Raw genomic sequence first — 24,506 nt, 5'->3', positions numbered from 1 at the left:
ACATCACACATGCCGAGTCAGCCTCCTTTCCATGATTCGTACAATCTGTGCTAAAGGCAAACTCAACACGAGATAAGCAAGTGCTAGAAGGGTATAAGATTCGATCGTTAAGAAAGTTTGGGAAGCGTAAGCTTGTGTGCGGAGTAGTAATTCACTGACTGTAATAAATGCTAATAAGGAAGTATCTTTAATCATCATAATGATGTAGTTTCCAAACGTAGGAAGTGCGATTCTTACCGCTTGCGGAATAACAATCAGCCACATCGCTTGACGGTTCGTGTAGCCCAACGCTAAAGCAGCCTCGAATTGTCCCTTATCGACACTTGTAATCGCCGATCGTATAACCTCTGATAAATAACACCCATAGTTAATGCCAAGACCGATTACACCAGCCGTAAATGGACTCAAGGTAAAGCGGAACGACGGATCCCATAGTTGACCAACAATCGTAATCAGTAGAGGAACAACATAATACATGTACACTAATTGAACAAGCAACGGAGTTCCTCGAACAATTTCAAGCAAAATGATTAACATTCTATCTAACAGGACCACTTTTGAAATGCGTCCCAAAGCAATTAACGTTCCTAATAGAAGTGCTAGAAAAAATCCACACAAAGTGGCTCCTAATACAATTCCAAGACCCTGTATCAAAATAGGGCTGAGTTCACGAAACGCTGTTGGAAAATCTAATTTTTCTAACAAATTCATATAATCACCTCACATTTTAAAAAGATAGGGAGAGAACTAGACTCTCCCTTACCGTTTTCTATTTCTCGACAGGAACGGCATTATCTTCATTTAATCCGTACTTTTTCAATACCTTTAAAACAAACCCTTCTTCTTTCAATTTATCTAGCTCTTTATTAATGACATCTAACAGCTCTTTGTCTTCCTTCCGCACTGCCGCAGCAATGTTCCCAGCCGCCTGAGCCTTGTAAGGGGATACAAGTTTTAGATTTAAAGAAGGGTCTTTTGTAATGCTGTATCCTGCTACTGCACTGTCAGTAATACAAGCATCAATTTTATTTGTATTCACGGCCAACAGCAGCTCTGCTTGAGAGCCGAACACTTTTACCTCTTTAATTTTCCCTTCTTTTTGAAGCTTTTGTGCAAATTCTAAAAACGCCGTACCCTTTTGACCGCCGACAACCTTGTCCTTTAAATCTTCAATACCTTTAATAGGAGAATCTTTTAAAACAACAATCGCTTCCCCCTCTTTATACCAGATGTTTGTAAATTTAGCGATTTTCTCACGCTCTGGTTTGACATACATCCCGTCTGTGACAATATCAATATTTTTGTTATTTAATTCAAGCAATAAATTTTCAAACTTCACTTCTTTCATTTCCACTTTTGGAATACCAAGACGTTTAGCGATTTCTGTAATAATTTCTGCGTCAATCCCACTGAATTGCTTTGTGTCTTTATCGATGAAAGCAAATGGGGCATCGTTTGATGAACCGACGACTAGTACACCGCGCTTTTTAATTTCGTCCAACGTGTTGCTCGAAGAATTTCCTTCACTTGAAGATGAAGTTACTGTCTTTTCACCACCGCAGCCAGCAAGCAACATGATGAAAAGGAACACTGTTAAACATAAAAAAGTGTATTTTTTCATTCTGACTCTCTCCTTATTTTTTAGACGCTATATAAAGCTGAACAGATATCATGTATAAACCTTGAAATCTATTTTTTATTCTTAAGAAGGCTAACTTAATAGCTCCGTTATGACTGATTCTAAAACATTTAAACCTTCTTCAAGTTGTTCGTCTGTGATAACAATCGGCACGAGTGTGCGAATACAGTTCCCATATAATCCAGCACTTAACAAAATGAGTCCCTTTTGCTGTGCTGTAGCGATAATTTTCCCGGTCAGCTCCTTATCCGGTTCCTTCGTTACCCGATCTTTTACAAACTCCATCGCAACCATTGAACCGAGTCCACGTACATCGCCAATTTGTTCGAATCGTTGCTGCCATGACCGGAAGCGACTTGTTAATATCCGGCCGATTTCCTGCGACCGTTCAACAAGACCTTCCTCTTCAATCATTTTGATTACTTCCATGGCAGCTACACATCCAAGAGGACTTCCTCCATACGTTCCTCCGATTTCTCCTGGGCCCGGTGCATCCATCATTTCCGAGCGACCGACTACCGCTGCAATCGGCAAACCAGCACCGAGCGATTTAGACAGCGTCATAATATCAGGTACGATACCAAATTGCTCAATTGCAAACATGGAGCCTGTTCGAGCAAATCCAGTTTGAATTTCATCTGCAATAAAAAGAATTCCGTATTTTTCACAAATTTTCTTTAATCCTTGCATAAAACCAACTGATGGAACGATAAATCCACCTTCTCCTTGTACAGGTTCAATGATAATCGCGGCAATTTCATCCGCTGGCGCCTCTGAGAGGAAAAAGGTTTCCAACTCCTGCAACAATTCTTGATCAAGCTTTTCCTCTGTCATTCCTTCCGGTTTACGGTAGTAATACGGATGGCCGACACGGAATGTCTCTGGTGCAAACGGTCCGAATTGGTATTTGTATGGCTTTACTTTGCTTGTTAAAGACATGGTTAGCAATGTCCGGCCGTGATAGCCTCTCTCAAAGGAAATAATTCCTTTTCTGCCTGTATACTTTCTTGCAATTTTGATGGCATTTTCTACAGCTTCCGCACCACTATTGGCAAAAAACACCTTTTTAGCATGATCGCCGGGCGTGATTCGCACAAGTTCTTCCGCCAATGCTACGTAAGGCTCATACATCATCACGTTAAAGCAAGTATGAATGTACTTATCAAGCTGATCTTTCACGGCTTGTACAACACGCGCCGGACGATGACCGACGTTGAGCGTGCCGATCGCACCGGCAAAATCAATAAATGTATTTCCATCAATATCTGTTAGCAATGCTCCTTCGCCATACTCTGCAAAGGATAGCACCGTATTGAATGGACCACGTGCAACAACCTTCTCTTTACGCTTTAATAACTCTTGAGACTTCGGACCTGGTATAGCTGTTTTCATTTGGATATGTGACATATTGTATCCTCCTTTTGTATACATTGCATTTCCAAAAATTTAGGTTCGTATATTTCGCAATCATTTCATGAATCGAAAGCGAACGATTAAATTTCTTTGTAAAATCAATATCTCGTACATTGAAGGAATAGGAAGGTGAGTGAGTTGTTTTGCACGATTGGTGTCACAACTGTAAATAGCCTTAGAATGTGTATCAGCTCCATCATAAACAGTGAGAATCATATGCATGAAAGAAATCATTTTGTGAAGACATTTAATTAAGTACGAATTTCCCAGAAGACTCACCGTAACCATTTTCAGAATTTTATTGTTAGATGAGTAAATCATGGGAAGCATCTAGGCCATCATCAATTACGTAAAAGCAAACCGTTATGTCCAGTTAATCGAACAGAATACTGGATGATTTAAGACAACTGCATATGGTTGTAATGAATTTTCTTGTATCGCAATCGCTTTTTTCTGAAAAATAGACAAGTAGTAAGCATTTTTTAAAAGTTCACCACCTACCTTGAATGCTTATCCAAATTATCGCTCATTATATACTTATTAAAAATTTTCCGAATAATGAATTAATAAAATCATTCCCTTATTAAGAAAATCTCCCGACACTTTTGGTAGATCTCCGCAATCGTTTCCGCAGACGTATTCATTAGGTTGGTGACGACTAGAATCTCTCAACCTTCTTCATCCTAAAATATAACGACCCGATGACGCTGTCTCGAACAACAAACATACATCCCTAATTGACAAATGACATTAGGAATGATGTCAGATGTCACAAATAATAATGCCGAAAGATTGGGAGAATAAAAGAGAAGGAGAGACCGTCACTATAAAAAGTGATCGTCTCTCCTTCTAACAAAGCACCTGTGTACAGCAGCAAGGAAAGTTAACCGGACCATTTTGTTTAGTCAAAAGGAATCAAAAAAGTTGAAGCAAGAAGAACAAGACAAAATCAAATTCGCCCGCAAACATTTTGAATCAACGGAGACAAACATCGATTTCGTAAGACTGGAGAAAGATATCAATCCATTTATATTGCGTGATCATGTTTGCGCCAGAAGCTATTTGAGCTCCTGTTTTTTGTTTCGTGACATGATCCGGACAAGATTTTCTTCTAGAATGTTATTAAAAGAACTTAACAGAGGGAGAAGACGTTTTATTTTCTAGCCCCCTACCCCAATTCACTATATTTCTTTTTCGATCCAAAGGATTTTTCAATTGGATACTTTTGTTCATTTTTCTTCATTTTATCCATAATAGCTTCCTCTAAATCAATCCCTAATTCATGAGAAAGCAAAAGGGCATAAATCACTACATCTGCAAGTTCATCCTTCATATTTTCAAAATTCTCTCGAACCGCTTCCTCGCTGGTTTTCCATTGAAAATTTTCTAGCAATTCTCCTGCTTCCAAGCTTAATGAAATCGCTAAATCTTTTGGGGTATGAAACTGTTTCCAATTACGTGCATCACGAAATTCAATGATTTTTTGTTGTAAGTGTTTCAATGTTGTCACCTCTCAACCTTTATCGAAATTTTGATCGTGTTGCAACATCACCACAACGTTCACAAGATAGATGGAACGATCGCTCTAGCAGAATAAATATGATCTCCCTTATTTTAACGAACAACAAATGAAAAAAATATAGAAATATATTAAAAAAGTAACAATCTCTCCACAAGGCCTCATTTTCGAGTGATTCCAGATATCTATATCAACGTAAAAGATTGGATGCAAAATTCCACTACCTGTCCGGAATGATAAACTGAATGTATATAGTATAGGAGAGCACATAAAAAAATAAATGTTTTTATTTATTTTCTCCCTAAGATTACAATGATCAACAACCAATCCATAGGTGGACAACATCTGCTACTGTTCACCATTTCCACTTCTTTTTATTTGTAGGTATGGCAAAGATTCTTCTTTTCCATACGCTTCTCCACTTATATTCAACATAATAACACCGACAATAATCATTAGTATTGCCAGCATCTTGAATAAGGAAAAGTGTTCTTTGAAGAATAAAATTCCTATAGTTGCAATAATAGCTGTACCTAGTCCGGACCATATTGAATAAGCAATACTTACATCAAGCTTTTTGAGTGATAATGTTACTAAAGTAAGACTAATTCCATAAAAAATAAACATTAAAATTGAGGGAATTAACTTCGTAAATCCTTCTGACATCTTCATAGAGGTTGTACCTAAAACTTCTGAAATAATTCCTAATAAAAGAAAAATCCAGCTCATTCATTATCTCCCCTCCCCTGAATAGAAAATAAATGAATTTCGATGTTGTTGCAAAAATGGTACATTGAGTAAATAGTGATGAGCCCCGTATTCACCGTAGCTGTTCGAGTCTGACATTCTTTAACTGATTAAATGTCTGCTCAACCTTGTGGCAGAACTGAAACAAGCATTTTTCGAATTTGTTTTTTCAGAACCAGAAATCACTTTGGCCATGATCACTCTTTCTCTTCTCCTAGTTTCGATGATTAATAGGAGATTTGTAATTTCCGACAGAATGAACTTCTTATGTTATAAGTTTTGTAGCATATTCATGGTTATACAAACACAACGAATGGAACCTTTTAAGTTCCATTCGTCGACATGTTTAAAATGGACGATCTCCAACGATTGCTACCCGCTCAGCCCTACGAGAATAAGGGTAATAGTCGGAAACTGCATAATGTTGAGTAGCACGGTTATCCCAGAAGGCGACCGAGTCCTTCTCCCAGTGAAAACGAACCTGGTACTCAGGAATATGAGCTTGGCGAAACAGGTACTGAAGTAGTTTCTCGCTTTCTTCTGGCTCGAGCCCGACGATTCGAGTAGTAAAGGATGGATTCACAAACAGAGTTTTCCGGCCTGTTTCTGGGTGAGTTCGAACCACTGGGTGTTCAACAGGTGGAAATTCTTTCTGTTTAATAGCTAACTCTTCTGGTGTCATTAAATGGCTGAAAGCAGGGGTGAAATCGTGAATAGCAGTGAGGTTATCGATACGCCCCTTAATCTCGTCGGGTAAATTGTCATAAGCGGCGCCCATATCGGCCCATAGCGTGTCGCCACCAACAGGAGGAACTTCAATCAACCTCAATACAGCTGCTTTAGCAGGATTGGCTCGAAAGGTGACATCGGCATGCCAAATATTCTCGTAACCACCTTGCTTATTATTCCTAGAGAAGCGAACAATTTCTTTTGATTGACCTTCTTCAATCGGAAAAAATGGGTGAACTTCTAATTCCCCCCACAGCCGGGCAAATGCTCGCTGCTGTTCGCTAGTGATTTTTTGATTGCGAAAGAAGAGAACCTTCCACTCTAATAGTGCACGGTTCAGCTCGGCTTGTAGCTCAGGGGTAATTGGTTCTCTCAAGTCAACTCCGATGATCTCAGCACCTATGATTGGACTTAAAGGTTTGACTTCAAATAACAAGTACGGTCGATCCTCCACACCTTCGGGTAGGCGTCGTAGAAGACGTGGACCTACATAATCCTCACGATTTTCAAACTTGAGTGGCCGAGAATAATGTGTATTCATCCCAGACATGTACATACCCCTTTCATATAGTAATTAAGAGTTGATATATAGTTACTAAAACAACTCAATTGTTTGCTTTAGAATAACCTCTTATAGCGGAAATTAAATCATGTCGCAGTTCATTAAACTCTTTTAAATGTTTAATTTTTTGGACTGATTGATTATACTGTGATAATGGATTTTGCAAATCTACTATAATCCTTCCGGGTTTAGAGTGCATAACTAAAATTCTCTTTCCTAGCAATAGGGCTTCTTCTACATCATGAGTAATAAAAAATATACACTTTCTTGTTTTCTTCCAAAGTTCAAGAAGATGAATCTGCATGTTTTCTCGAGTTAAAGCATCTAATGCACTAAAAGGTTCATCCATTAAAATGGCTTGTGGGTCAGTAGCTAATGTTCTTGCAATGGATGCTCTTTGTTTCATACCTCCAGAGAGCTGGTAAGGCAGCATTTTAGCAGAAGATTCTAATCCTACAAGATTTAAATAGTAGGAAACGAGTCTTTTTCTTTCTGATTTTGATATAGATTTCATCTTTAAACCAAATTCAATATTTTTTTCGATGGTCATCCATGGAAAAAGGTTATGATGTTGAAATACGACTCCCACATTAGGACTTGGGCCAGTATGTGGTTTATCGTTAATCATTACCTCACCTGTGGTTGGTTTCTGAAAACCAGCTAGTATATTTAATAAAGAAGATTTACCACAACCTGACGGACCTAATAGACATACAAAATCGTTGGCCTCTAATTGAAGATTGATATTGTCCAATATAGGAAGGCCATTATTTTCATTTGAATAATATAAGCTAATATTTTTCAATTCGATTAATGTGGGATTGCGATTATTAAAAATCTCGGAACGTGCTTTGATCGACGTGCTTACATACATAAACATCCCTCTCTATTCATGGTTATTTGTAAAGATCACTTAATAGAGCTTGTTGATAAGTGGCTAGGCTAGGGGAAGATGATATGTTTTTCTGTTTAGCCATAAAATCTCCTGTGTCTTTTAATATTTTGGCTAGCTTTCCCGGTTTCTCTGGTTCCCCAAAAAACTCCTTTTGTTGGGAAGCGTCCAACCATATAATTTGTTTCATTGTTTTTAAGCTTTCCGCAGGCGATAACCCCAATTCTTTAGAAAGAACTTGAGATGCTTCTTTCGGTTTATTCCGATAGTAATGAACAGCCTTATCTAAAACAGAAATATAGCCTTTTACAATTTCAGGGTATTTTCTTGCAAACTCTTTATTCACAATTCCGAACTCTCCAGTTACAATCCCTTTTTTAGACAAATCATTTGATGTGACAATAACACAGCCTCCCTCATTTATTAACTTAGTCTGTGTAGGTTGCCAAATATAAGCGCCGTCTATATCATCTCGTTTCCATGCAGCATAAATATCAGGAGGTTGCATATCAAGAAGAGTGATCCTATCTTTTTCAGAGGTAATTTTTGCTTCCTTTAAGGCTCCTAGTAAACTGAAATGAGAGGTCGAACTAAATGTAGTAGCAATTTTCTTACCTTTCAAATCCTTTAAAGATTTAATACCAGAATCTTCTTTTACTACTAACGCTTCACTTTCACCGATAATATCATGAAGATAATACACTTTATAAGGTAATCCATTTGCGATACCAATTGACCCAGGAGGCGTACCAACAAGACCAAAATCAATGCTTCCACTTGCCATTGCGTTATTAACATCTCGTCCGGAATCAAATTTAATCCAATTAATTTTAATATGAGGATACTTTTTCTCTAGCAAACCCAATGCTTTTGCTAAAAGTTCTCCATTTGGAGAAACTTGGTATCCTAATCTAATCTCTTTTGGTGCGTTACTAGAAGAGACGGTTGACCCTCCATTTTTCATAGTAGATGCGCTTTGACTAGAGCAACCGGTTATTAGAATGAATACGATAAGCAACGGAATAAACAATATCACATTTACTTTCCTTTTCAATATCATGTCATTTTCCTCCTTAATGCTCATCATTTATGTACTTTGTTAGTCTTGTCTTCCAATCCAAGAGAATCGAACATGCTGATACAATCTAATGATGCTATCTATAAGAATGGCGATTCCACCCATTAAGATGATCCCCACAAAAACAATATCACTTCTCAGGTATTTGCTCGCATCTAATACCATCCATCCAATACCTGAGGTAGCCGCTACCATTTCAGCAGCAACTAATGTAGCATATGTAACACCGATGGCTGTACGAAGACCTGTTATGATGTCTGGCAAACAAGATGGGAGAATGATATATAAAAGGACTTTTGGTTTCGAAGCTCCTAAAGACAATGCTCCATTTATACGATCTTGTGGCACACGTTGTACACTAGATACAGTTGAAATAAACAAGGGGGCAAAAGCACTTAAAAACAAAAGTGCAACTTTCGATTTATCATCGATTCCTAGCCATAAAACAAGTAAGGCATAGTAGGCTAACGGAGGAAGAGGTCTGTAAAATTCAATAATAGGATCAAAAATCGCGAGTATATACCTTGAAATGCCGCAGAACATTCCCAATGGCACGGCTGTGAAAAATGCTAAAATTAAGGCTAAAAATAATCTGTACAAACTATTTAGTATATGAGTGCTTAACGAAGTACCTTTATATCCGTCTCTTATTAACTCTAAAAATGCTCTCCAAACAGATTGGGGAGTTGGGAGAAAAACAGGATCTAACCATTTTAAATTTGTACTCACTGTCCAAATGATCAGTATCAATGTAATACTGATCATCGAAATCCCTCTAGTAAGTATTTGTTTTTTACATACAAATTTTGGAACCATTTTACATCCCCTTCTTCATGAGTTTTCATAATAAGTTCCTTTTTTGCAAAAAAACTCAAGATAATATCCGTAGTCTGGTTATATTTTTAAAATCCTATAGGATTACTTGGAAATATGGTAACAAGTGGTTTTTACTTTGTCAATATTTTTTTCTACTCTTGTTACTTGTTGAGTTCTAAAAGATGATGTATAAAATTTTGTGTCAAGCATTTGACAAGACCAAAAGAAAAAGATGGAGTACCCTCATATTCGCGCTAACATCGAGAGTTTCAAGCAGAGAAACCAAATGAAAAATGGATGACGAATATTACGGAGTTTAAAGGACATCATCAATCAGTCTATTTGTCTACTATGGTGGACCTGTTTAATCATAAAATAATCGTTTTTCAGAAACGATATGAAGCTTGTAGAAAAAACATTAAAATGGCGATCAAAAAAAGAACGGCTTCAAACATCCTTCTACATAGTAATCAAGGGATGTAGTACCATTCCAATCAATATCACTAATTACTAAACTGACCCCAAGTATGTCAAGAAAGTGCTTAGATAGCGCCTGTCTCTGCTCACATTTCCGAAAGCAAAAACGCCGCTTCCCTTGTTCCAAAGGGACAACGGCGTTTTTGCGTGGAGGGCGTAACCTCCCCCCGTTCTACCTTATTAATGCCCTATACATAATCACGAATAAAATGATTCGTTCGATTTTCGATCTAGTTGTCTCTTCCTATAAGGTCCGTAAGAGTAGAGTCCCAACAGAGATGCAGAGCGTGGTTACCCACCAGTTTCGAAGTGAAGGAAGAATGATTGAACGATTCGCCCATTAGCTCATCAAATCTTCTAACTCTGAACCTTCTCAAGTTCAAGGCTTTTTATGCTATGTGGAAGCCTTGGCTCTGAGATAACTCGTCATCTTTCGACAATTTTCACACTTTCGTCATAACGAGAATTGACCACTTTTCTTGTATCTGGTACAAACAGGCTTAATACGAGGGAAAGTGCAAGTCCCACCATCATAAATCTACCAAACTTGTCGAAAAAAATCTTAAAAGACGGATCAAAAAAACAGAATTATTTACCAATAGTGTATAAAAATATCATAAAATAAGAGCAGAAGACGAAAAGATCACATGGATCATATTCATGGCTAGGACTCCTTCTTTTAAGGAGCTTGATAAGCTTATCGCTTCAAAGCGTGACAGGCATCTGATCCTAAATAATTCTCTAACAAAGATAGGAGTGGAACAATGAAAACAGCTGTCGTATTCGGAGCTACCGGCGGAATGGGGAATGCCCTTGTGGAAGCTCTTGTGAAAAGAGGAATTTCCGTAATTGCTTTTGCACGCTCAGAACACGTCTTATTAGAAAAACAAAAAAGATGGGGAACTTTAGCCATTCCGATGGTCGGCGATGCAATGAACGCGGAAGATGTCAGGAAAGCCGTTACAGATGCTGACCTTATCTTCCATGCTATAAACATACCTTATCAGCATTGGGATCCTAACCTTATGATTATCCTCTCTAATATTCTAGAAGCATGTCGGATTGAGAATAAGCCTTTTATCTATGTAGACAATATTTATTCCTATGGAATACAAGATCACAAAACCACTGAATCTGCACCAAAGAATCCACACACAAAAAAAGGAAAGTTACGGTTAAAACTATTGAAACAAATCGAGCAGTCTGGAGTCCAATACTTAATTGCACACTTTCCCGACTTTTATGGTCCAAATGCTGGAAATACACTACTTCACTTTACTTTTCAGCAGATGCTAAAAAAGAAAACGGCTTTCTATGTTGGAGATACATCCATTCCAAGAGAGTTTATCTACATAAAAGATGGAGCCGAAGCATTAGTGGAGCTGTCGCTAAGAGAAGACTCCTTTGGACAAGCATGGAACATTCCTGGAGCCGGTACGATTTCTGGAAAGGAAATTGCCAAGATCGCTGGAGAATATTTAAAAAAAGAAATTCGCGTAAAGCCTATATATAAATGGATGATCCAACTGGTTGGCTTATTTGATCCCTTTATGAGAGAATACACTGAAATGATGTATTTGAATGAAAAACCCGTTATATTAGACGGCAGCAAGTATGAGAGAGTGATAGGTCCCGTTCCGCGAACCCCCTATGAGATAGGAATCAAGGAAACATTAAAACAAATGAAATCGTAAAAAAGCCCCTGCCGCCACCCGAATATCTACAAATCTTCAAAAAACTCGCGTGGTGACAGTCATGATTTTATTTCACATACATTTACATTAACTTTGAATGTTATTCATAAAAATGAAGATAGGAGTTTCTATTTTATCAAAAAGGAGATGATTTTTTGCATTTTCACTATTTGTATCGAGTGAATCCATGGACACAAATTTTAATGTTGTTACAGCGAAGCCTATACGCAGAAGAAATGGTATGTGCCATGAGTAGTCAGCTTTTTCATATCCCAAAAACGAAAGATTTAAAAGGTAATAGTGAGATGCATAATCACCTAGTTCCCGCTTCCTATCATCGTATCACCGCAGTGGGTTCAGCTCAAAGACTAACAAATGGGGAGCAGCAGCCATCTATTGTAGAAACAATGACGGCCTGTATCATTCATGCAGAAAATCAGGATAAAAAAGTTCGTGATGGATTAAAAATAATGGAGGAAAATGCTACTCCAGATTTCAGACCTTTTATTAAACTGATCATCCAATGGCAAAATCAAGCAGAATCTTATTTATCTCAAACAAAAACAGCATTAAAGTCGATGGGAATCTCGTTCCCTATTGAAAGTGAACCGCAAAGCGGGGAATACAATGTTTATTAATAACAGGTTGGTTCTCTCATCCAACCTTTTTTGTTTTGGAGTTTCTTCTTGATTTTGGGTAGTATCCGTATGAAAGGGACTCCGTTTTATTAATCTATCTGTATTCAGGCGATCCTTCATATTTAAGTTTAAACTTACGAACGCAGCAACGATAAATATACCACTTGTAGTAATAAAAACGGTAATAAGTGACGTTATCATCATGTAAACGCCTGCGATACTTGTGCCGGTTTCGGTTCCCTTTCACATATTGGAATCCTTCTTTTAAGTCCTCTACAAACGAAAATGAACCTATACTGTGGCAGATGTAATAATTTCCACATTATGTTCTTGTAAATCTTTAAGAAGGAAATGTTTAACTGCTGGTTCGCCGTCTTTTACCATTTCTTTTCGCATCTCAATAATAACCACTTTCTTACCGTGATTTGCCGGGTGCGCCTCTGTCTCTGCACTCACCAATCTGTCCCCTACAACTACGAATGACTGGCCTACATCTTTTTTGCCTGCTAATACGTCCTGAGCAAACACCACTTCTGGTAGGTTAACTCCAGATATGTTTGGTACAAACGGTTTAGCGCCTGTGGCAATAATGACAGCATCAGGATTTTCATTTTCAACAATTAACTCTGAATGACTACCACTCCATGTAAAGCCCAGTGCATAGGATGGTATAAACGTTTGGCAATTCTTTGCACTTTTATTTTGCAATAAAAGGAGATTTCGCATGCTCATCTTACTTCCATTCATTCAACCAGTCTGGATGGATTTGAAACTGCTTTGAAAATGGTTTTCTTCGCTCATACGCTCGTTCTTGGTGCGCACCACGAGTATTTTTCATCATTCAATCTCTCATGCCGCATGTTCCCAATCTATTTTTAAATGAAGGATGAGCGGTATTCTTCATTTCGCTTCCTTTTGTCACTTGTCTCATAGATTTTAATTTGGCGGACAGTTCCATAAACCAGCTTTCATCCTTGGTGAGTAAAGCTACATCGATTAATGCCTTAATCTGTTCCTCATCATCGAAGGTCGACATAGGTAATTTTTTAACCCAGTGTTCTAGTGTTTCAACGGTCCTTCCAATGATTCGTTCATTATCACAATCCATAACCTTTATTTTTACAGTTCTTTGTAATGGATTTATCGTTTCAATATAACCGTATATCAATTCTCCATTTTTTGTCTTCCCTTTTACCCAATCTCCTACTTTCACTGGCGACTGATTGACTCTATCCATTGAATTCACCACCACTTAAAGTGTTATAAAAATAATTACAGTTATCTTTAAAAAAGCACGTAACTGTGAATAGCACATTTTCTGTAACAAAAATTATTACATTTTATTTTAAAAAAATCAAACAATATCATTGACATTGTTTAAAACTTTCCCCCTACACTCCGTTTAGAGACGGGAGACTTCTCGGAAAAAATGTTAAAATGTTTTTCCAAATATGTCTTCTTCTCTCACCACCTGCCTCCGGAGAAAATACCTGACCATTTCATGATAAGCTTTTATGTTGCCTGACGGTACACAAGTGAGATTTGACTTTCAGTTCTGTTGTAATTATAATGGTTACAACGAGAGGGTGAAACACATCAAAAAATTAGCAGTCATTTCTCCATTGCAGTCCTATCCTGAAAAATCGGCTCTTCAAAGAGCTAATTTTTTTTATATCAGTTGTAACCACGACGGTTTCATCACACCCACTCTCAAAAATTTATGAAAAGAAAGGAAGATGTTTATGTCAATTGTTGTTACTGGTGCTACCGGTCAACTCGGAGGTCTTGTTATTCAACATTTACTCAAAAAAGTGCCAGCAAGCCAAATCATCGTCATTGCCCGTAATGTAGAAAAAGCCTCAGCTCTCGCTGCTCTAGGAGTTGAAGTTCGTCAGGGGGATTATCTTGAACCGGAATCTCTTCAAAAGGCTTTTGCTGGTGCCTCCAAGCTGCTCTTTATCTCAAGTCCAGATACTGATAATACGCTGCGTATCGTTCAACATGCAAATGTCGTAAAAGCAGCTAGAGATGCAGGGGTAAAACATATTGCTTATACCGGATATGCCTTTGCTGAGGAAGCAAAATTACCTCTTGCTCACGTTCATTTAGCTACGGAATATGCCATTCGTACCACCAACATTCCTTATACTTTCCTGCGCAACGCCTTATATACGGAACTTTTTGTGAATGAGGGTCTGCGCGCATCCATAGAGTCTGGAGCAGTGGTTACGAATGCAGGAAGTGGAAGAATTAATTCGGTAACCCGTAGTGATCTTGCCTTGGCTGCCGCGACGGTTCTAACAGAGGAAGGACATGAAAACAAGACGTATAACCTTGTTGCCAATCAACCGTGGAGTTTTGACGATCTGGCTCAAATTCTCTCTGAGGTTTCCGGTAAAAAAGTCGTGCATCAGTCCGTTTCATTCGAAGAAGAGAAAAATATTCTCGTAAACGCTGGTGTCCCTGAGCCTTTTGCTGAACTTACGGCGGTTATCTATCACGCGGTTTCCGAAGGTGAAACGTCCAAAACGTCAGATGATCTGCAGAAACTTATCGGATCCTTGACACCTCTTAAAGAAACCGTAAAACAAGCTTTGCAAATTTAAGGAATTACTTATAACGCAAATAAGTTGAATAAAAAACAGGTCACCGAACGGTATATCCAACATGTGACCTGTTTTTTATTTGTTCAGGGTGAATAAATCATACAAGAAAACAGGCATATTGATTAACGAATAAAATCCAGTAATCGATAGAGAAAAGAGCACCTTTCCTGTAGAACGTAAGTACCACCAAACAAACCAAGGAAAGAGACGCTCTGCATGAAAAAGAATACCATGCCCCCGAATTTATCGTAAAAGATTGTTGCTGATGTATCAAATATTGTGACAAGTTATCTAGACCAAAAGAAAAAGGTAGGCTATTCTCTGATTGGGTCAACAATCCCAAAGAAAGAAGTACCCTACCTAAAATTGCATTTAGAGGCTCCCTCCCCAACTTACATGACACAAAATTCTCGGCACTACCATTGATTGAGTCGTGTAGGATTTGGTTTATTTGAATATTTATTAAAAAAATTTAATACCGAAATGGTTGTTATGTCAGAAGTAGGGAGTGAAAAATTAGATTCTCAAGAGATCGTTGAAGAAATAGTAAACTTATTGCCTTGTTATTCGATAAAATTACATTCATCACGGAAGAATTTGAATATCTTCTTATGATTTAAACATTATTCGTAACCTGGAAGAACAGTTCTGACCCTGCTTTTGAAAGGAAACATACTCTAGTTCGTCCAATATGAGTTCGACAAAATGAATAGGCAGGACTGTGCCTACACGAAGATCAAGAATCTTTCTTTACAAAAAGAGTGTAAATTATCTAAAAATATTGACATTTCAATTTTCCTCTGCTAAATTATTTTCAAATAACAAAAATCAATGACGAGAAGAGTAAGATAGGAGTCCTGGTCTACAGAGAGTCGGCGTTTGGTGAAAGCCGATGTCAGGCCTTATCCGAAGATCATCTCTGAGATGCAAAGCTGAAACATAGTAAGCTTTGACGGGTTTTCCACCGTTACAATGGAATGCGTATGATTGTACGTGACTGAGAGCCGCATGCTTTTTGACGATATATGCGGAATAAGGGTGGTAACGCGGGCACAAACCCGTCCCTATATATAGGGACGGGTTTTTATATATTCTAAACAATAAAGGAGAGATTACTTTGAAAAAATTAGACACCTTATTTATTGGATTAATGTTATTTTCGATGTTTTTTGGAGCAGGAAACCTGATCTTCCCACCATTCTTAGGAGCTGAATCCGGTACTTCCTACTGGCCGGCCATGTCAGGATTTATCATTACCGGCGTTGGCCTGCCATTTGTAGTGCTGCTTGCTGTTTCCCTCGTAAAGGGCGGTGTTCAAACCATCGGAAATCGCGTTCATCCGGTATTCAGCACCGTCTTTATGGTTATCATTTATCTATGTATCGGACCATTCCTGGCCATTCCGAGAAATGCAAATGTTGCGTATGAAATGGGCATTACGCCTTTCCTTAGCGAATCGTGGAGGAACTCATCTTTGTCCTTATTTTTATATACTATTATTTTCTTTTCCCTTGTCTATGTGATAAGCTTAAACCCTTCCAAAATGGAAAAATACATGGGACGTTGGATCACTCCGATCTTACTTTTATCGATGGTTATCTTGTGTGCAGTTGGGTTTGTTAAACTTAATGCACCGTTCCAATCGCCATCAGAAGCCTATCAAACCGGAGCATTTTTTAAAGGTTTCATTGAAGGATATAACACAATGGATGCCCTGGCCTCATTGGCCTTTGGAATTGTCATTCTCACCTCCATTCAACAAAGAGGAGTGCGCGACAGTAAGAAATTAACAGAATATACTTTGAAAGCCGGTATGATTGCTGGGATATTGCTTGCACTAGTATACGTCAGTCTTGGATTTATTGGAGGAAAAATGGCTGCGAATGGATCGTTTGAAAACGGAGCAGATATCCTGTCCTCTGCTTCAACGATTTTATTGGGACAAAGCGGCACAGCTTTGCTTGGTTTCATTTTTACGTTAGCTTGTTTCACAACAGTTGTGGGATTAACAACAGCCTGCGGCCAATATTTTTCAAATCTCATTCCAAAAGCAAGTTATAAATCAGTAGTATTAGTCGTTACTCTAGTAAGCTTCACTCTTTCAAACTTAGGATTAAACCAAATCCTTAAAATATCAGTACCGTTCCTTGTCACGGCGTATCCATTAACAATTGTATTAATCACACTTACCTTTTTTAACCGTTTCTTTAAGAATTCGAAAACAGTATACAGAAGCGCCATGTTATTTACTGGAGTATTTGCCGTAATTGGCGGATTAAATGCATTTGGTTTGGACTTGGGCCCGCTTCAAACGATAAGAGATATTCTTCCACTTTCATCCGTTGGGTTAGAGTGGATTGTGCCGGCGCTTGTCGGTACAGGTATAGGAATCGCTTTAAGCAAATTCAGCAAGAAACAGGGCGTACAAGAACAGGTTGATGTAAAAGTTTCGTAGTTTATTAGAAAAGCGTAAGCGCCTTGTTTATCTCCGACAAACATAAGACGGATTCTGCAGGAAATCCTCGAAAAGCTGCGCTTTCCTTCGTGCGATGAGTCGCTTCTGAAGCGCTCCTTGTCTTGATTTCCACAAGAAGCCGTCTTATGTTTAGCTTAAAGTCATAACGAGAAAACAAAAGGAACTAGCGCCATTTAGTCCTAATTTCTTCGCATTAACTGAATTTATACTGTCTACTCTTGGAATCACAATGCACAGGCACTGCTCGCCAAAACAATAGATCTCTATTGCATCTTAATGCTGAATTTATGATTGTCTGTTATTTAAGGATTGACCACAGTCACACAGTACATTGATAGATTTTCACTATGTCGAAACAATTAATCAGTTATATATAACTCCAATCATGATTTTATTTCACACGAATTTACATTAAGTACCGAGCTGGCTTTTCGGGAAAACTTCCTGAACCACAATAGTCGTTGACTCCTGATTGTTCTTTCTCCACTTTAATCCCTCCGTTTAAGTTTCTGATAGAATGGTCAGTTAATTTTGGATTATTCAATTTAATAATGGCAAAACCCCATTTTCTATTTTTAATTACAGTGGTACATTAAGACTCCCGACCAGTCCCGTGTTCACTCTGGATCAGAAGTAAACTCCCCGGCGCAACATAGCGCAAAAAGGGGCTCGGTTCGCCTACACTGTAAAGCTGCAAGTAATGCATAGCCCGGGTGCAGGCGGTGTAGAACAATCTGCGCAGGCTCTCATCGCCGTATACTTGCGACGATGCGTTATAAATGATGACGGCGTCGAATTCGATGCCTTTGGCCAAATACGCCGGTATGACGACAACACCTTGTTCATATTCGGTAGTGCCGCTCTTCACGAGTTTAATTTCTTCAACGCTTTTCAGTGCTTCATATGCGGCGGTGCTTTCCGCAGCAGATTTGCATATAATCGCGATCGTATTATACCCCCGTTTCCGCAAGTCCGCGACTTTGGAAGCAATGCAGCGGTGCAGTTCGGCATGATTGGACAATTGCGTCAGCACAGGTCTATCGCCGTCGCGCTCAAAAGCAATAATCCGCTCACCATCAGGCACGAGTCCGCGCGTAAATTCGACGAGCGGTCTTGTGGATCTGTAGCTGCGGGTCAAGGTTATCACATCCGTTTCATCCGGTCCGTATAAGCTGGTAAGTGTATGAAAATTGACCGTTTCGCTGGCATGGGCGAATATCGCCTGGTTAAAGTCGCCGAGCACGGTCATCCTTGCCGAAGGAAACAAACATTTCAAAAACTCGAATTGAAACGGAGAATAATCTTGCGCTTCGTCTACAAGCACGTGTTTGATCGAGACGTTCGTCTGAAAGCCTTGAATCAGCTCTTTCAAAAATAAAAACGGAGTTGCATCTTCGTAAAACAGTTTGCCTTCGTCTAGCATTTTCACAGTCGATAGGCAAATATCCTCCCACTTCTCGGGTGTTTTCCCCTCCATCCACCGTTTGATCCGCGTTGGATCGGCGAAAAGTTGCTTGTATATTCCCTTCATGTCGATGAAACGAAGCGTCCGGATCCATTTGCGCAACGGCTTCAACTTCTGGCGAACGATCAATTGGCCTAGCGCTTCGATCTCGTTCTCATAATTGTCTAACGATTCTCCTTTAAAGCCGCGTTTTTTCCGTAAGTGGGTATAAGCCTTATGGTAATCCTCGTTGCTAAGCAGCTCGATTTCTTCCTGTACCCATGGCTTGGTCCGTTCAAGCTTCTCAGCTTCATCTATTTGCTTGTTTAGCCAATCCGTCAACTTCTCAAGTCTGTTGTGAAAGCGGAGCGAGGTGTCGCTGCTATAAAATCTTTCCGCGATTTGTTTGGCGGTGACGATCGGTTTTCCTCTGAATATAATATCTTTGAATAACATGCCGGATAATTCCAGCGACTTCCAATATGTTTTGATCGTCTCGAAAAAACGGGTCGATGCCTTGAGTCGGATGCTCGCAATCCTAGTCCGGTACGAAGGGTCATCCGCTGCAGTCAACACATATTCCAATTGCTCGTATGGACCCTCGACTTGAAATTCTTTGCTCAGCCGATGATCCAAGTATTCCTGGAATGTGACCTGCTGCATATTCTCTTCGCCGAGTTCGGGCAACACATTGGATACGTAGCTGTTAAACATCGAATTAGGTGAAAATAGAATGATTTGATCGGATTTCAGACTATCCCGATACTTGTAGAGCAAGTAAGCGATCCGCTGCAGGGCGGCCGATGTCTTGCCGCTGCCAGCGGGGCCTTGAACAATGAGCAGCCGCCCGCGATCGTGCCGGATGATCCGATTTTGTTCCCTTTGAATGGTGGCCACGATGTTGTGCATATGTTTGTCTGTGACTTTGCCAAGCACCTGCTGTAAAATCTCGTCTCCAATGGTGAGACTCGTATCGAACATCGATTTGATAACGCCGCCGCGGATGATATATTGCCATTTTTTCTCCAGTGTGCCACGGACTGTGCCTCCGGGAGTAGCATATTCTGCCGGGCCGGGAGCGTAATCGTAGTAGACACTCGAGACCGGCGCCCGCCAGTCGTAGATAAGGATGTTCTCTCCGCTTGTATCCGTGAGCGTGGAGATGCCGATATAGATTCGTTCGGCGGCGGAATCCCCTTCTTCAATGAAATCGATTCGGCCGAAATAAGGCACCTCCTGCATGCGGCGCAGGGTGGACAATCTCTTGAAGGCTTGTCTGTGGGTGCTTTGGCTCACAGACAGGTTCTGCGCCTGTTGTCTCAATGCGATGATCGTCTCAAGATAATCATCGAACGTATCTGTATTCACCTTGACGTCATCCCAAAAATGTTTGCGGAAATCAATCACTTCTTTCCGACGCCGGCTGGTTTCGTCTTCCAGCATGCCGATTTGCTCCGTAATTGTCTCCATTATGCTGTCCAATCGTTCTTGCTCCTGCCGATGTTCTGTATTCATATCAATCACTCCTTTAAAAAAATGAAAAATTGGGGTTGACTGAAGGGGATTTATGCTGTATAATTAAAATTGGGATATTATTTTTAAATTAATGAATAAAATGTGTTTCTATACTAATTTATCATAGTTTCTCAATTTTATCAATGTATTTAACACTACCGCCGCTATGATCGTACTTGTTGCCAATTTAAAGAAAAAAAACTATTTAACAAGACAATTGACTCACAAAAAATGATATCCAAATATACGATCAGTTAAAGTAAGGTTAGATGAATCATATTTATTGAGAAATCCTTCAGAGAACATATCTAGCATAATACAGTTATTCACGAGTTTAATTTCATCTAGAGCCTCATTCTGTAACTTCATTACTACTTTCATTAAAGATCTTCTCCATTTCTTTTCAGTCTTTATTTTTAAAAGGATTTGTCGACATCTTGCAAGCTTATTAACAAAATTTTTTTAGGCTTTTTTCTAGTTCTTTCATTCCTGCCAAATATCCAAATTAACTACCAAGTGTTATTCAATTAAATGGCCCAATTGTGGAATAAGGAAGAATTTACTTGTAGCCAGAAAGCGAACTATTTTAACGTTGGCATGAGCGGTTAAAACGATTGTTTACAAGTTTCTCACGTTCCTCTTTCGACATCTCACCATCACCCATCTAGGTAAAATGCTTTTTCAAGTTATTACTGATGACTGGAAATAAGTTTTTCAGAAGAGAATGAACTAAGAGAGCTCTTTCATCCATAATAAGCTGGTTCTCCATCAAAGTTCGTGAACGATTCCCCGAACTACAAACAGTTACCTCATAGGGCTTTACTATAGAAGGTGTAAATTTTGTAAGCATTTCTTGATAATATAATCTCGCCCTTGGATTTAATTTCAACCCATAAAAGAAAATCCTGCTCATAACCATCGCTTGATTCTTACCCTCAACAATCAAGATAAAAGGACTTTAATGTTGGGACGTAATTCTCCATTATCATCGTCAACAAGCCTTACATCAGCTTCAACACTTGTAAGTCCATGTTCCAAGGCAATTAACTGATTTCTCTCCAAAAACTACCACTAATATGCAAAAATCCCGCAGCTTTTCGCTACGGGAAAAAGGCACAAAAAATGTTATTCCGGTTTATAGATCCCATATTTCACAATCTTAAGATATTCATTCAGTTCCTTTATCAAAGACTCCGTACTATTCATGATATCGATTTGCTTATTTTTGTATAGCGCTAAATACTTATTAGACAGCTGTTCAACGATACACATTGTCATGCTGATCACAGTATCAACGGAAATATCCTCTCTAAGTTTTTCCGTTTGGATCAGGTCTTTAACATAAACATGCTCTAGCAAAAAGTCTTCTTGGTATGTTTCGTAGTATTTCTTAATGATTTCTTCCATTTCCTTCTTTACTGCCACTGGAGGATTGGTGAAGGCATCTGTAATAAACTGCGTTTCTTGGAGATACTGAGCCGTCACCTTTTGTTTCAATAATACGATTTCTTTGATTCTTTCAAAGAAATCATCACATTGAATTTCTCTTAACTCTTCCATTGATATTTCCGTCAGATGGTCCTTCACATAATTCACTAAATAAAGGTATAAGTTTTTCTTGCTCTTAAAATAATGGAAAAGAATCCCTTTGGAAATTCCCGCCCGCCTCGTAATGACATCTGTAGAGGCTTTTTCATAACCATTCTTCACAAATTCCTCAATGGCCACTTTGATAATCAAGTCTTTTTTTTCTTGGGGTTGCTTTTCAAAAGCTGAATACAATTCGAACACCTCTAATTTTATTTAATCAGACTGCAATATCCTTCTTTTTATATACCATATATGAAGTGAATATACTAATCAAAATGACCGCAGCCATTATAAAAATATATAGAGGCTCAATCGCGTTATCATTAATAATGGCAGCAGCGTCCACATATTTAAACGGGCTGAAATATTTCAGGAACTCTAAGTCTTCCGATATGCCTGCCATCACATTCATAAAGTAGGCAGCTAGGACAACCCCAAGTGAGACGGAAAGGATGCTTCTTGTCTTTTTCAAGATCGATGACAACATAAACGCAATAGCACCGAATGTCCAATGAAGCAAAATGGTTGCGACGATTAGTAAACTAAATGTGTCTATCGGAACATCTGATTCTTTTGCAAATTGAAATCCAATCATGCTTGTGATCGTCGAAACCCCATTCAAGATCAAAATATTTACAAAAACGGCTAGAAGTTTTTCTGTTACGATTCGGCTTCTTGTGACAGGCTTTGAAAGTAAAAATTCGATCGTTTTTTCATTTTCTTCCTTCGCCAAAATATTGGATGCAAGAATGGCCGAGTATATGCTTCCTAATAGAGTAGTCATCATATAAATTTCTACCCCGTAAAAACCCATCAAATCCCCCATGTTTAACTCATTCATTCCAAACGCTTTTTTAATGGGTTCCGGATAGGCCTCAAGCAGTTTTGTCATTTCTTTTTGCTGCTCGGCAAACTGAGGAAAAATACTTAACGTCATTAAAATAAGACCGCTGAGCACGATGCTCCAAATAATCAAAGATTTTAAATTTCGTTTAAGCTCTCTTTTGAAAATCATTATTGATCCCTCCCTCACTTCTCGTAGTAATGCATAAATACTTCTTCGAGAGTCGGCTCTTCGATTATTAGATCCTGAACCGGCAGGGTATTTAATTTATTTAGAAGCGCCTTCATATCTCCTCTGTAAAGCAATGTCATTTCGTTCCCGTTCACTTCTTTCTTAACTACTCCTTCCAGATCGAAGTCGATTGGCTCCGATTGTTCAAAAGTAATCGTGATATTTTTCAAATTGTTCTTCGTAAGATTTTCAATCGTTTCTACTTTAATAAGCTCCCCCTCCTTAATAATGGCGACCCGATCACACATCTTTTGTACTTCAGAAAGAATATGGGAGGAGAAAATGATCGTTGTCCCCTTCTCTCTTTCCTCTGTAAGAAGTTCAAAAAAGGTGTTTTGCATCAGTGGGTCGAGTCCGTTTGTTGGTTCATCCAATATAAGAAGTTTTGGCTCATGCAGCAGCGCCTGAACAATCCCCACCTTTTTTCGGTTTCCAAATGAAAGGTCCTCAATTTTTCTATGAAGATCCAAGTCAAGTCTTTCCGCCAGCTCTTTCATTCTCTTCGAATTGAATTTTTTGTAAAATCCAGCGGAGTATTTTAATAAGTCGATCACCTTCATATCATCGTAATAATGAACTTCAGACGGCAAATAACCCACGTTTTGTCTGATTTCTTTTGAGTGTTTGACGATATCTTTTCCGAAAATAGTCGCACTCCCGCTGGTCGGATAAATGAAATTTAAAAGCGTCCGAATGGTTGTGCTTTTCCCTGCTCCGTTCGGACCAATAAACCCAAAAATTTCTCCTTCTTCAATCGAAAATGTGAGGTTAATAATTCCCCGGTTCTTTTTATAAGTCTTGGTCAAATTCTTGATGTCTACAATTTTCATACATTCCCCTCCTTTGGGCGGCTTTGTATCAATTGACTTACGAGTCAACTCCATTATATAGAAATATTGACTATTAAGTCAATATATTTTATAAAAAAGCGACATGATTGAAGGCAATCCCTACTAAGAACATGACATAATCCATTCGTTCTCATCCCTCAATGTGCTTTCACGCGAGGCACACATCATTAAAAATAATTTCCACAACTGCAAGTGCTATTTCATCAGTAACAGGATAAGTCCTAGTTGTAACAATGATAGTAGATAACCTGTCAACGTATGGTCTGGACCGATGAAGCCCCACATATATCATGCACTCCAACCCTTCCAAACCTTCCCCCGCTCTGTTCCAAAATTTCTTTTTGGAAAAGAAACTCCATTGTTATCCTGAAGTAATTTTCTTATCTTACGCAAAATAATTACTCATCTCATATGTTTCAGACGTTGTTTTACTTTATTCACCCCATACTTTAAGAACAACTGGCTCACCATTTTCCGTTATCATTTTGGATTTACATAAAAGCAAAAACGTGAAAACCTCTCCAGTGCAACCTGAAGAGGCTTTTTATAAAATTTCGCTTAATCACTTTTCTCTTCTTCGCGCCGTATCGCTTCTACCAACTCCTGCGAAAAAGAATTTTTATAAGTTGCCGCTGATTCTTCTCCCTCGTCTTTCATATGACAACATTATCAGGGAAATATCGTTCTTTTTCTTTCACAAATGGTGACACAAAAAAGACATGGATTTTCCATGCCAATCGTTGTA

General features: G+C 38.8%; 19 protein-coding genes, 2 pseudogenes and 1 other annotated feature. Of the genes and pseudogenes, 6 read left to right on the top strand and 15 right to left on the bottom strand.

All coding sequences use genetic code 11. The features are described 5' to 3' along the window. Positions 1–3: 3 nt before the first annotated feature. The 9 genes from HNQ85_RS06625 to HNQ85_RS06585 form a co-directional block, all read right to left on the bottom strand. On the bottom strand, positions 4–711 hold the full coding sequence (locus HNQ85_RS06625; protein ID WP_181536953.1) for an amino acid ABC transporter permease: 708 nt from the start codon (positions 709–711) through the stop codon (positions 4–6). 58 nt (positions 712–769) lie between these two features. Beyond that, the gene (locus HNQ85_RS06620; protein WP_181536952.1) at positions 770–1,621 is read right to left on the bottom strand and encodes a substrate-binding periplasmic protein; all 852 of its coding nucleotides are present in this window, start codon (positions 1,619–1,621) and stop codon (positions 770–772) included. 90 nt (positions 1,622–1,711) lie between these two features. Beyond that, entirely contained in the window at positions 1,712–3,046 is a 1,335-nt protein-coding gene (gabT, locus tag HNQ85_RS06615) for a 4-aminobutyrate--2-oxoglutarate transaminase (RefSeq protein WP_181536951.1), read from the bottom strand. 1,174 nt (positions 3,047–4,220) lie between these two features. Next, a complete protein-coding gene (locus tag HNQ85_RS06610) occupies positions 4,221–4,553 on the bottom strand; it encodes a nucleotide pyrophosphohydrolase (RefSeq protein WP_181536950.1) in 333 nt (110 codons plus the stop codon). Positions 4,554–4,919: 366 nt separating this feature from the next. Further along, complete coding sequence (locus HNQ85_RS06605; RefSeq protein WP_181536949.1) at positions 4,920–5,300, bottom strand: DMT family transporter; 381 nt, start codon at positions 5,298–5,300, stop codon at positions 4,920–4,922. Positions 5,301–5,664: 364 nt separating this feature from the next. Beyond that, positions 5,665–6,597 carry a TauD/TfdA dioxygenase family protein gene (locus tag HNQ85_RS06600; protein ID WP_181536948.1) on the bottom strand — a complete coding sequence of 311 codons (933 nt, stop codon included), beginning with the start codon at positions 6,595–6,597 and terminating at the stop codon, positions 5,665–5,667. Positions 6,598–6,652: 55 nt separating this feature from the next. Further along, positions 6,653–7,483 (bottom strand): ABC transporter ATP-binding protein, encoded by an 831-nt coding sequence (locus HNQ85_RS06595; RefSeq protein ID WP_181536947.1) that lies wholly within the window; start codon positions 7,481–7,483, stop codon positions 6,653–6,655. A gap of 22 nt (positions 7,484–7,505) precedes the next feature. Further along, positions 7,506–8,561 (bottom strand): taurine ABC transporter substrate-binding protein, encoded by a 1,056-nt coding sequence (locus HNQ85_RS06590; protein ID WP_181536946.1) that lies wholly within the window; start codon positions 8,559–8,561, stop codon positions 7,506–7,508. Positions 8,562–8,600: 39 nt separating this feature from the next. After that, complete coding sequence (locus HNQ85_RS06585; RefSeq protein ID WP_181536945.1) at positions 8,601–9,395, bottom strand: ABC transporter permease; 795 nt, start codon at positions 9,393–9,395, stop codon at positions 8,601–8,603. A gap of 288 nt (positions 9,396–9,683) precedes the next feature. Here HNQ85_RS06585 and HNQ85_RS18020 point away from each other — a divergent pair. The 3 genes and pseudogenes from HNQ85_RS18020 to HNQ85_RS06575 all read left to right on the top strand — a co-directional run. Beyond that, positions 9,684–9,878, top strand: a pseudogene (locus tag HNQ85_RS18020) (hypothetical protein); the annotation flags it as partial. 758 nt (positions 9,879–10,636) lie between these two features. Then, the gene (locus HNQ85_RS06580) at positions 10,637–11,566 is read left to right on the top strand and encodes an SDR family NAD(P)-dependent oxidoreductase (RefSeq protein ID WP_181536944.1); all 930 of its coding nucleotides are present in this window, start codon (positions 10,637–10,639) and stop codon (positions 11,564–11,566) included. A 155-nt stretch (positions 11,567–11,721) separates the two neighbouring features. Then, entirely contained in the window at positions 11,722–12,204 is a 483-nt protein-coding gene (locus HNQ85_RS06575) for a hypothetical protein (RefSeq protein WP_181536943.1), read from the top strand. 291 nt (positions 12,205–12,495) lie between these two features. On the opposite strand, the gene HNQ85_RS06570 is transcribed toward HNQ85_RS06575, so the two are convergent. Beyond that, entirely contained in the window at positions 12,496–12,930 is a 435-nt protein-coding gene (locus HNQ85_RS06570; RefSeq protein WP_246326792.1) for an FAD-dependent oxidoreductase, read from the bottom strand. A 115-nt stretch (positions 12,931–13,045) separates the two neighbouring features. Then, on the bottom strand, positions 13,046–13,441 hold the full coding sequence (locus HNQ85_RS06565) for an IDEAL domain-containing protein (protein WP_181536942.1): 396 nt from the start codon (positions 13,439–13,441) through the stop codon (positions 13,046–13,048). A gap of 505 nt (positions 13,442–13,946) precedes the next feature. On the opposite strand from HNQ85_RS06565, the gene HNQ85_RS06560 reads away from it, so the two are divergent. From HNQ85_RS06560 to brnQ, 3 genes and pseudogenes are all read left to right on the top strand, one after another. Next, a complete protein-coding gene (locus tag HNQ85_RS06560) occupies positions 13,947–14,810 on the top strand; it encodes an SDR family oxidoreductase (RefSeq protein WP_181536941.1) in 864 nt (287 codons plus the stop codon). Between the two features lie 426 nt (positions 14,811–15,236). After that, positions 15,237–15,425: pseudogene (locus tag HNQ85_RS06555) on the top strand (IS607-like element ISCbo10 family transposase); the annotation flags it as partial. A gap of 207 nt (positions 15,426–15,632) precedes the next feature. After that, positions 15,633–15,879: a binding site (T-box leader), on the top strand. Between the two features lie 48 nt (positions 15,880–15,927). After that, complete coding sequence (gene brnQ / locus HNQ85_RS06550; protein ID WP_181536940.1) at positions 15,928–17,265, top strand: branched-chain amino acid transport system II carrier protein; 1,338 nt, start codon at positions 15,928–15,930, stop codon at positions 17,263–17,265. A 613-nt stretch (positions 17,266–17,878) separates the two neighbouring features. On the opposite strand, the gene helD is transcribed toward brnQ, so the two are convergent. From helD to HNQ85_RS06530, 4 genes are all read right to left on the bottom strand, one after another. Further along, positions 17,879–20,245 (bottom strand): RNA polymerase recycling motor HelD, encoded by a 2,367-nt coding sequence (helD, locus tag HNQ85_RS06545; RefSeq protein WP_181536939.1) that lies wholly within the window; start codon positions 20,243–20,245, stop codon positions 17,879–17,881. Positions 20,246–21,370: 1,125 nt separating this feature from the next. Beyond that, positions 21,371–22,048 carry a TetR family transcriptional regulator gene (locus HNQ85_RS06540; RefSeq protein ID WP_181537014.1) on the bottom strand — a complete coding sequence of 226 codons (678 nt, stop codon included), beginning with the start codon at positions 22,046–22,048 and terminating at the stop codon, positions 21,371–21,373. A gap of 4 nt (positions 22,049–22,052) precedes the next feature. After that, positions 22,053–22,850: an ABC transporter permease subunit gene (locus HNQ85_RS06535; protein WP_181536938.1), complete on the bottom strand. Its 798-nt coding sequence runs from the start codon at positions 22,848–22,850 to the stop codon at positions 22,053–22,055. Between the two features lie 14 nt (positions 22,851–22,864). Next, complete coding sequence (locus HNQ85_RS06530; protein WP_181536937.1) at positions 22,865–23,740, bottom strand: ABC transporter ATP-binding protein; 876 nt, start codon at positions 23,738–23,740, stop codon at positions 22,865–22,867. Positions 23,741–24,506 lie beyond the last annotated feature (766 nt).

The sequence above is a fragment of the [Anoxybacillus] calidus genome, from assembly GCF_013760845.1.
In the GTDB taxonomy this organism is placed as follows: Bacteria; Bacillota; Bacilli; order Bacillales; family Anoxybacillaceae; genus Paranoxybacillus; species Paranoxybacillus calidus.
The sequence above is the reverse complement of the archived record's forward strand: the minus strand, read 5'-3'. Positions and strand labels throughout refer to the sequence as shown.

Coding starts and splice junctions, on each gene's coding strand:
- HNQ85_RS06605 (WP_181536949.1), bottom strand. CDS start 5,300: ATGAGCTGGATTTTTCTTTTATTAGGAATTATTTCAGAAGTTTTAGGT.
- HNQ85_RS06560 (WP_181536941.1), top strand. CDS start 13,947: ATGTCAATTGTTGTTACTGGTGCTACCGGTCAACTCGGAGGTCTTGTT.
- HNQ85_RS06565 (WP_181536942.1), bottom strand. CDS start 13,441: ATGGATAGAGTCAATCAGTCGCCAGTGAAAGTAGGAGATTGGGTAAAA.
- HNQ85_RS06585 (WP_181536945.1), bottom strand. CDS start 9,395: ATGGTTCCAAAATTTGTATGTAAAAAACAAATACTTACTAGAGGGATT.
- HNQ85_RS06580 (WP_181536944.1), top strand. CDS start 10,637: ATGAAAACAGCTGTCGTATTCGGAGCTACCGGCGGAATGGGGAATGCC.
- gabT (WP_181536951.1), bottom strand. CDS start 3,046: ATGTCACATATCCAAATGAAAACAGCTATACCAGGTCCGAAGTCTCAA.
- helD (WP_181536939.1), bottom strand. CDS start 20,245: ATGAATACAGAACATCGGCAGGAGCAAGAACGATTGGACAGCATAATG.
- HNQ85_RS06570 (WP_246326792.1), bottom strand. CDS start 12,930: ATGCGAAATCTCCTTTTATTGCAAAATAAAAGTGCAAAGAATTGCCAA.
- HNQ85_RS06600 (WP_181536948.1), bottom strand. CDS start 6,597: ATGTCTGGGATGAATACACATTATTCTCGGCCACTCAAGTTTGAAAAT.
- HNQ85_RS06535 (WP_181536938.1), bottom strand. CDS start 22,850: ATGATTTTCAAAAGAGAGCTTAAACGAAATTTAAAATCTTTGATTATT.
- HNQ85_RS06590 (WP_181536946.1), bottom strand. CDS start 8,561: ATGATATTGAAAAGGAAAGTAAATGTGATATTGTTTATTCCGTTGCTT.
- HNQ85_RS06530 (WP_181536937.1), bottom strand. CDS start 23,740: ATGAAAATTGTAGACATCAAGAATTTGACCAAGACTTATAAAAAGAAC.
- HNQ85_RS06595 (WP_181536947.1), bottom strand. CDS start 7,483: ATGTATGTAAGCACGTCGATCAAAGCACGTTCCGAGATTTTTAATAAT.
- HNQ85_RS06625 (WP_181536953.1), bottom strand. CDS start 711: ATGAATTTGTTAGAAAAATTAGATTTTCCAACAGCGTTTCGTGAACTC.
- HNQ85_RS06620 (WP_181536952.1), bottom strand. CDS start 1,621: ATGAAAAAATACACTTTTTTATGTTTAACAGTGTTCCTTTTCATCATG.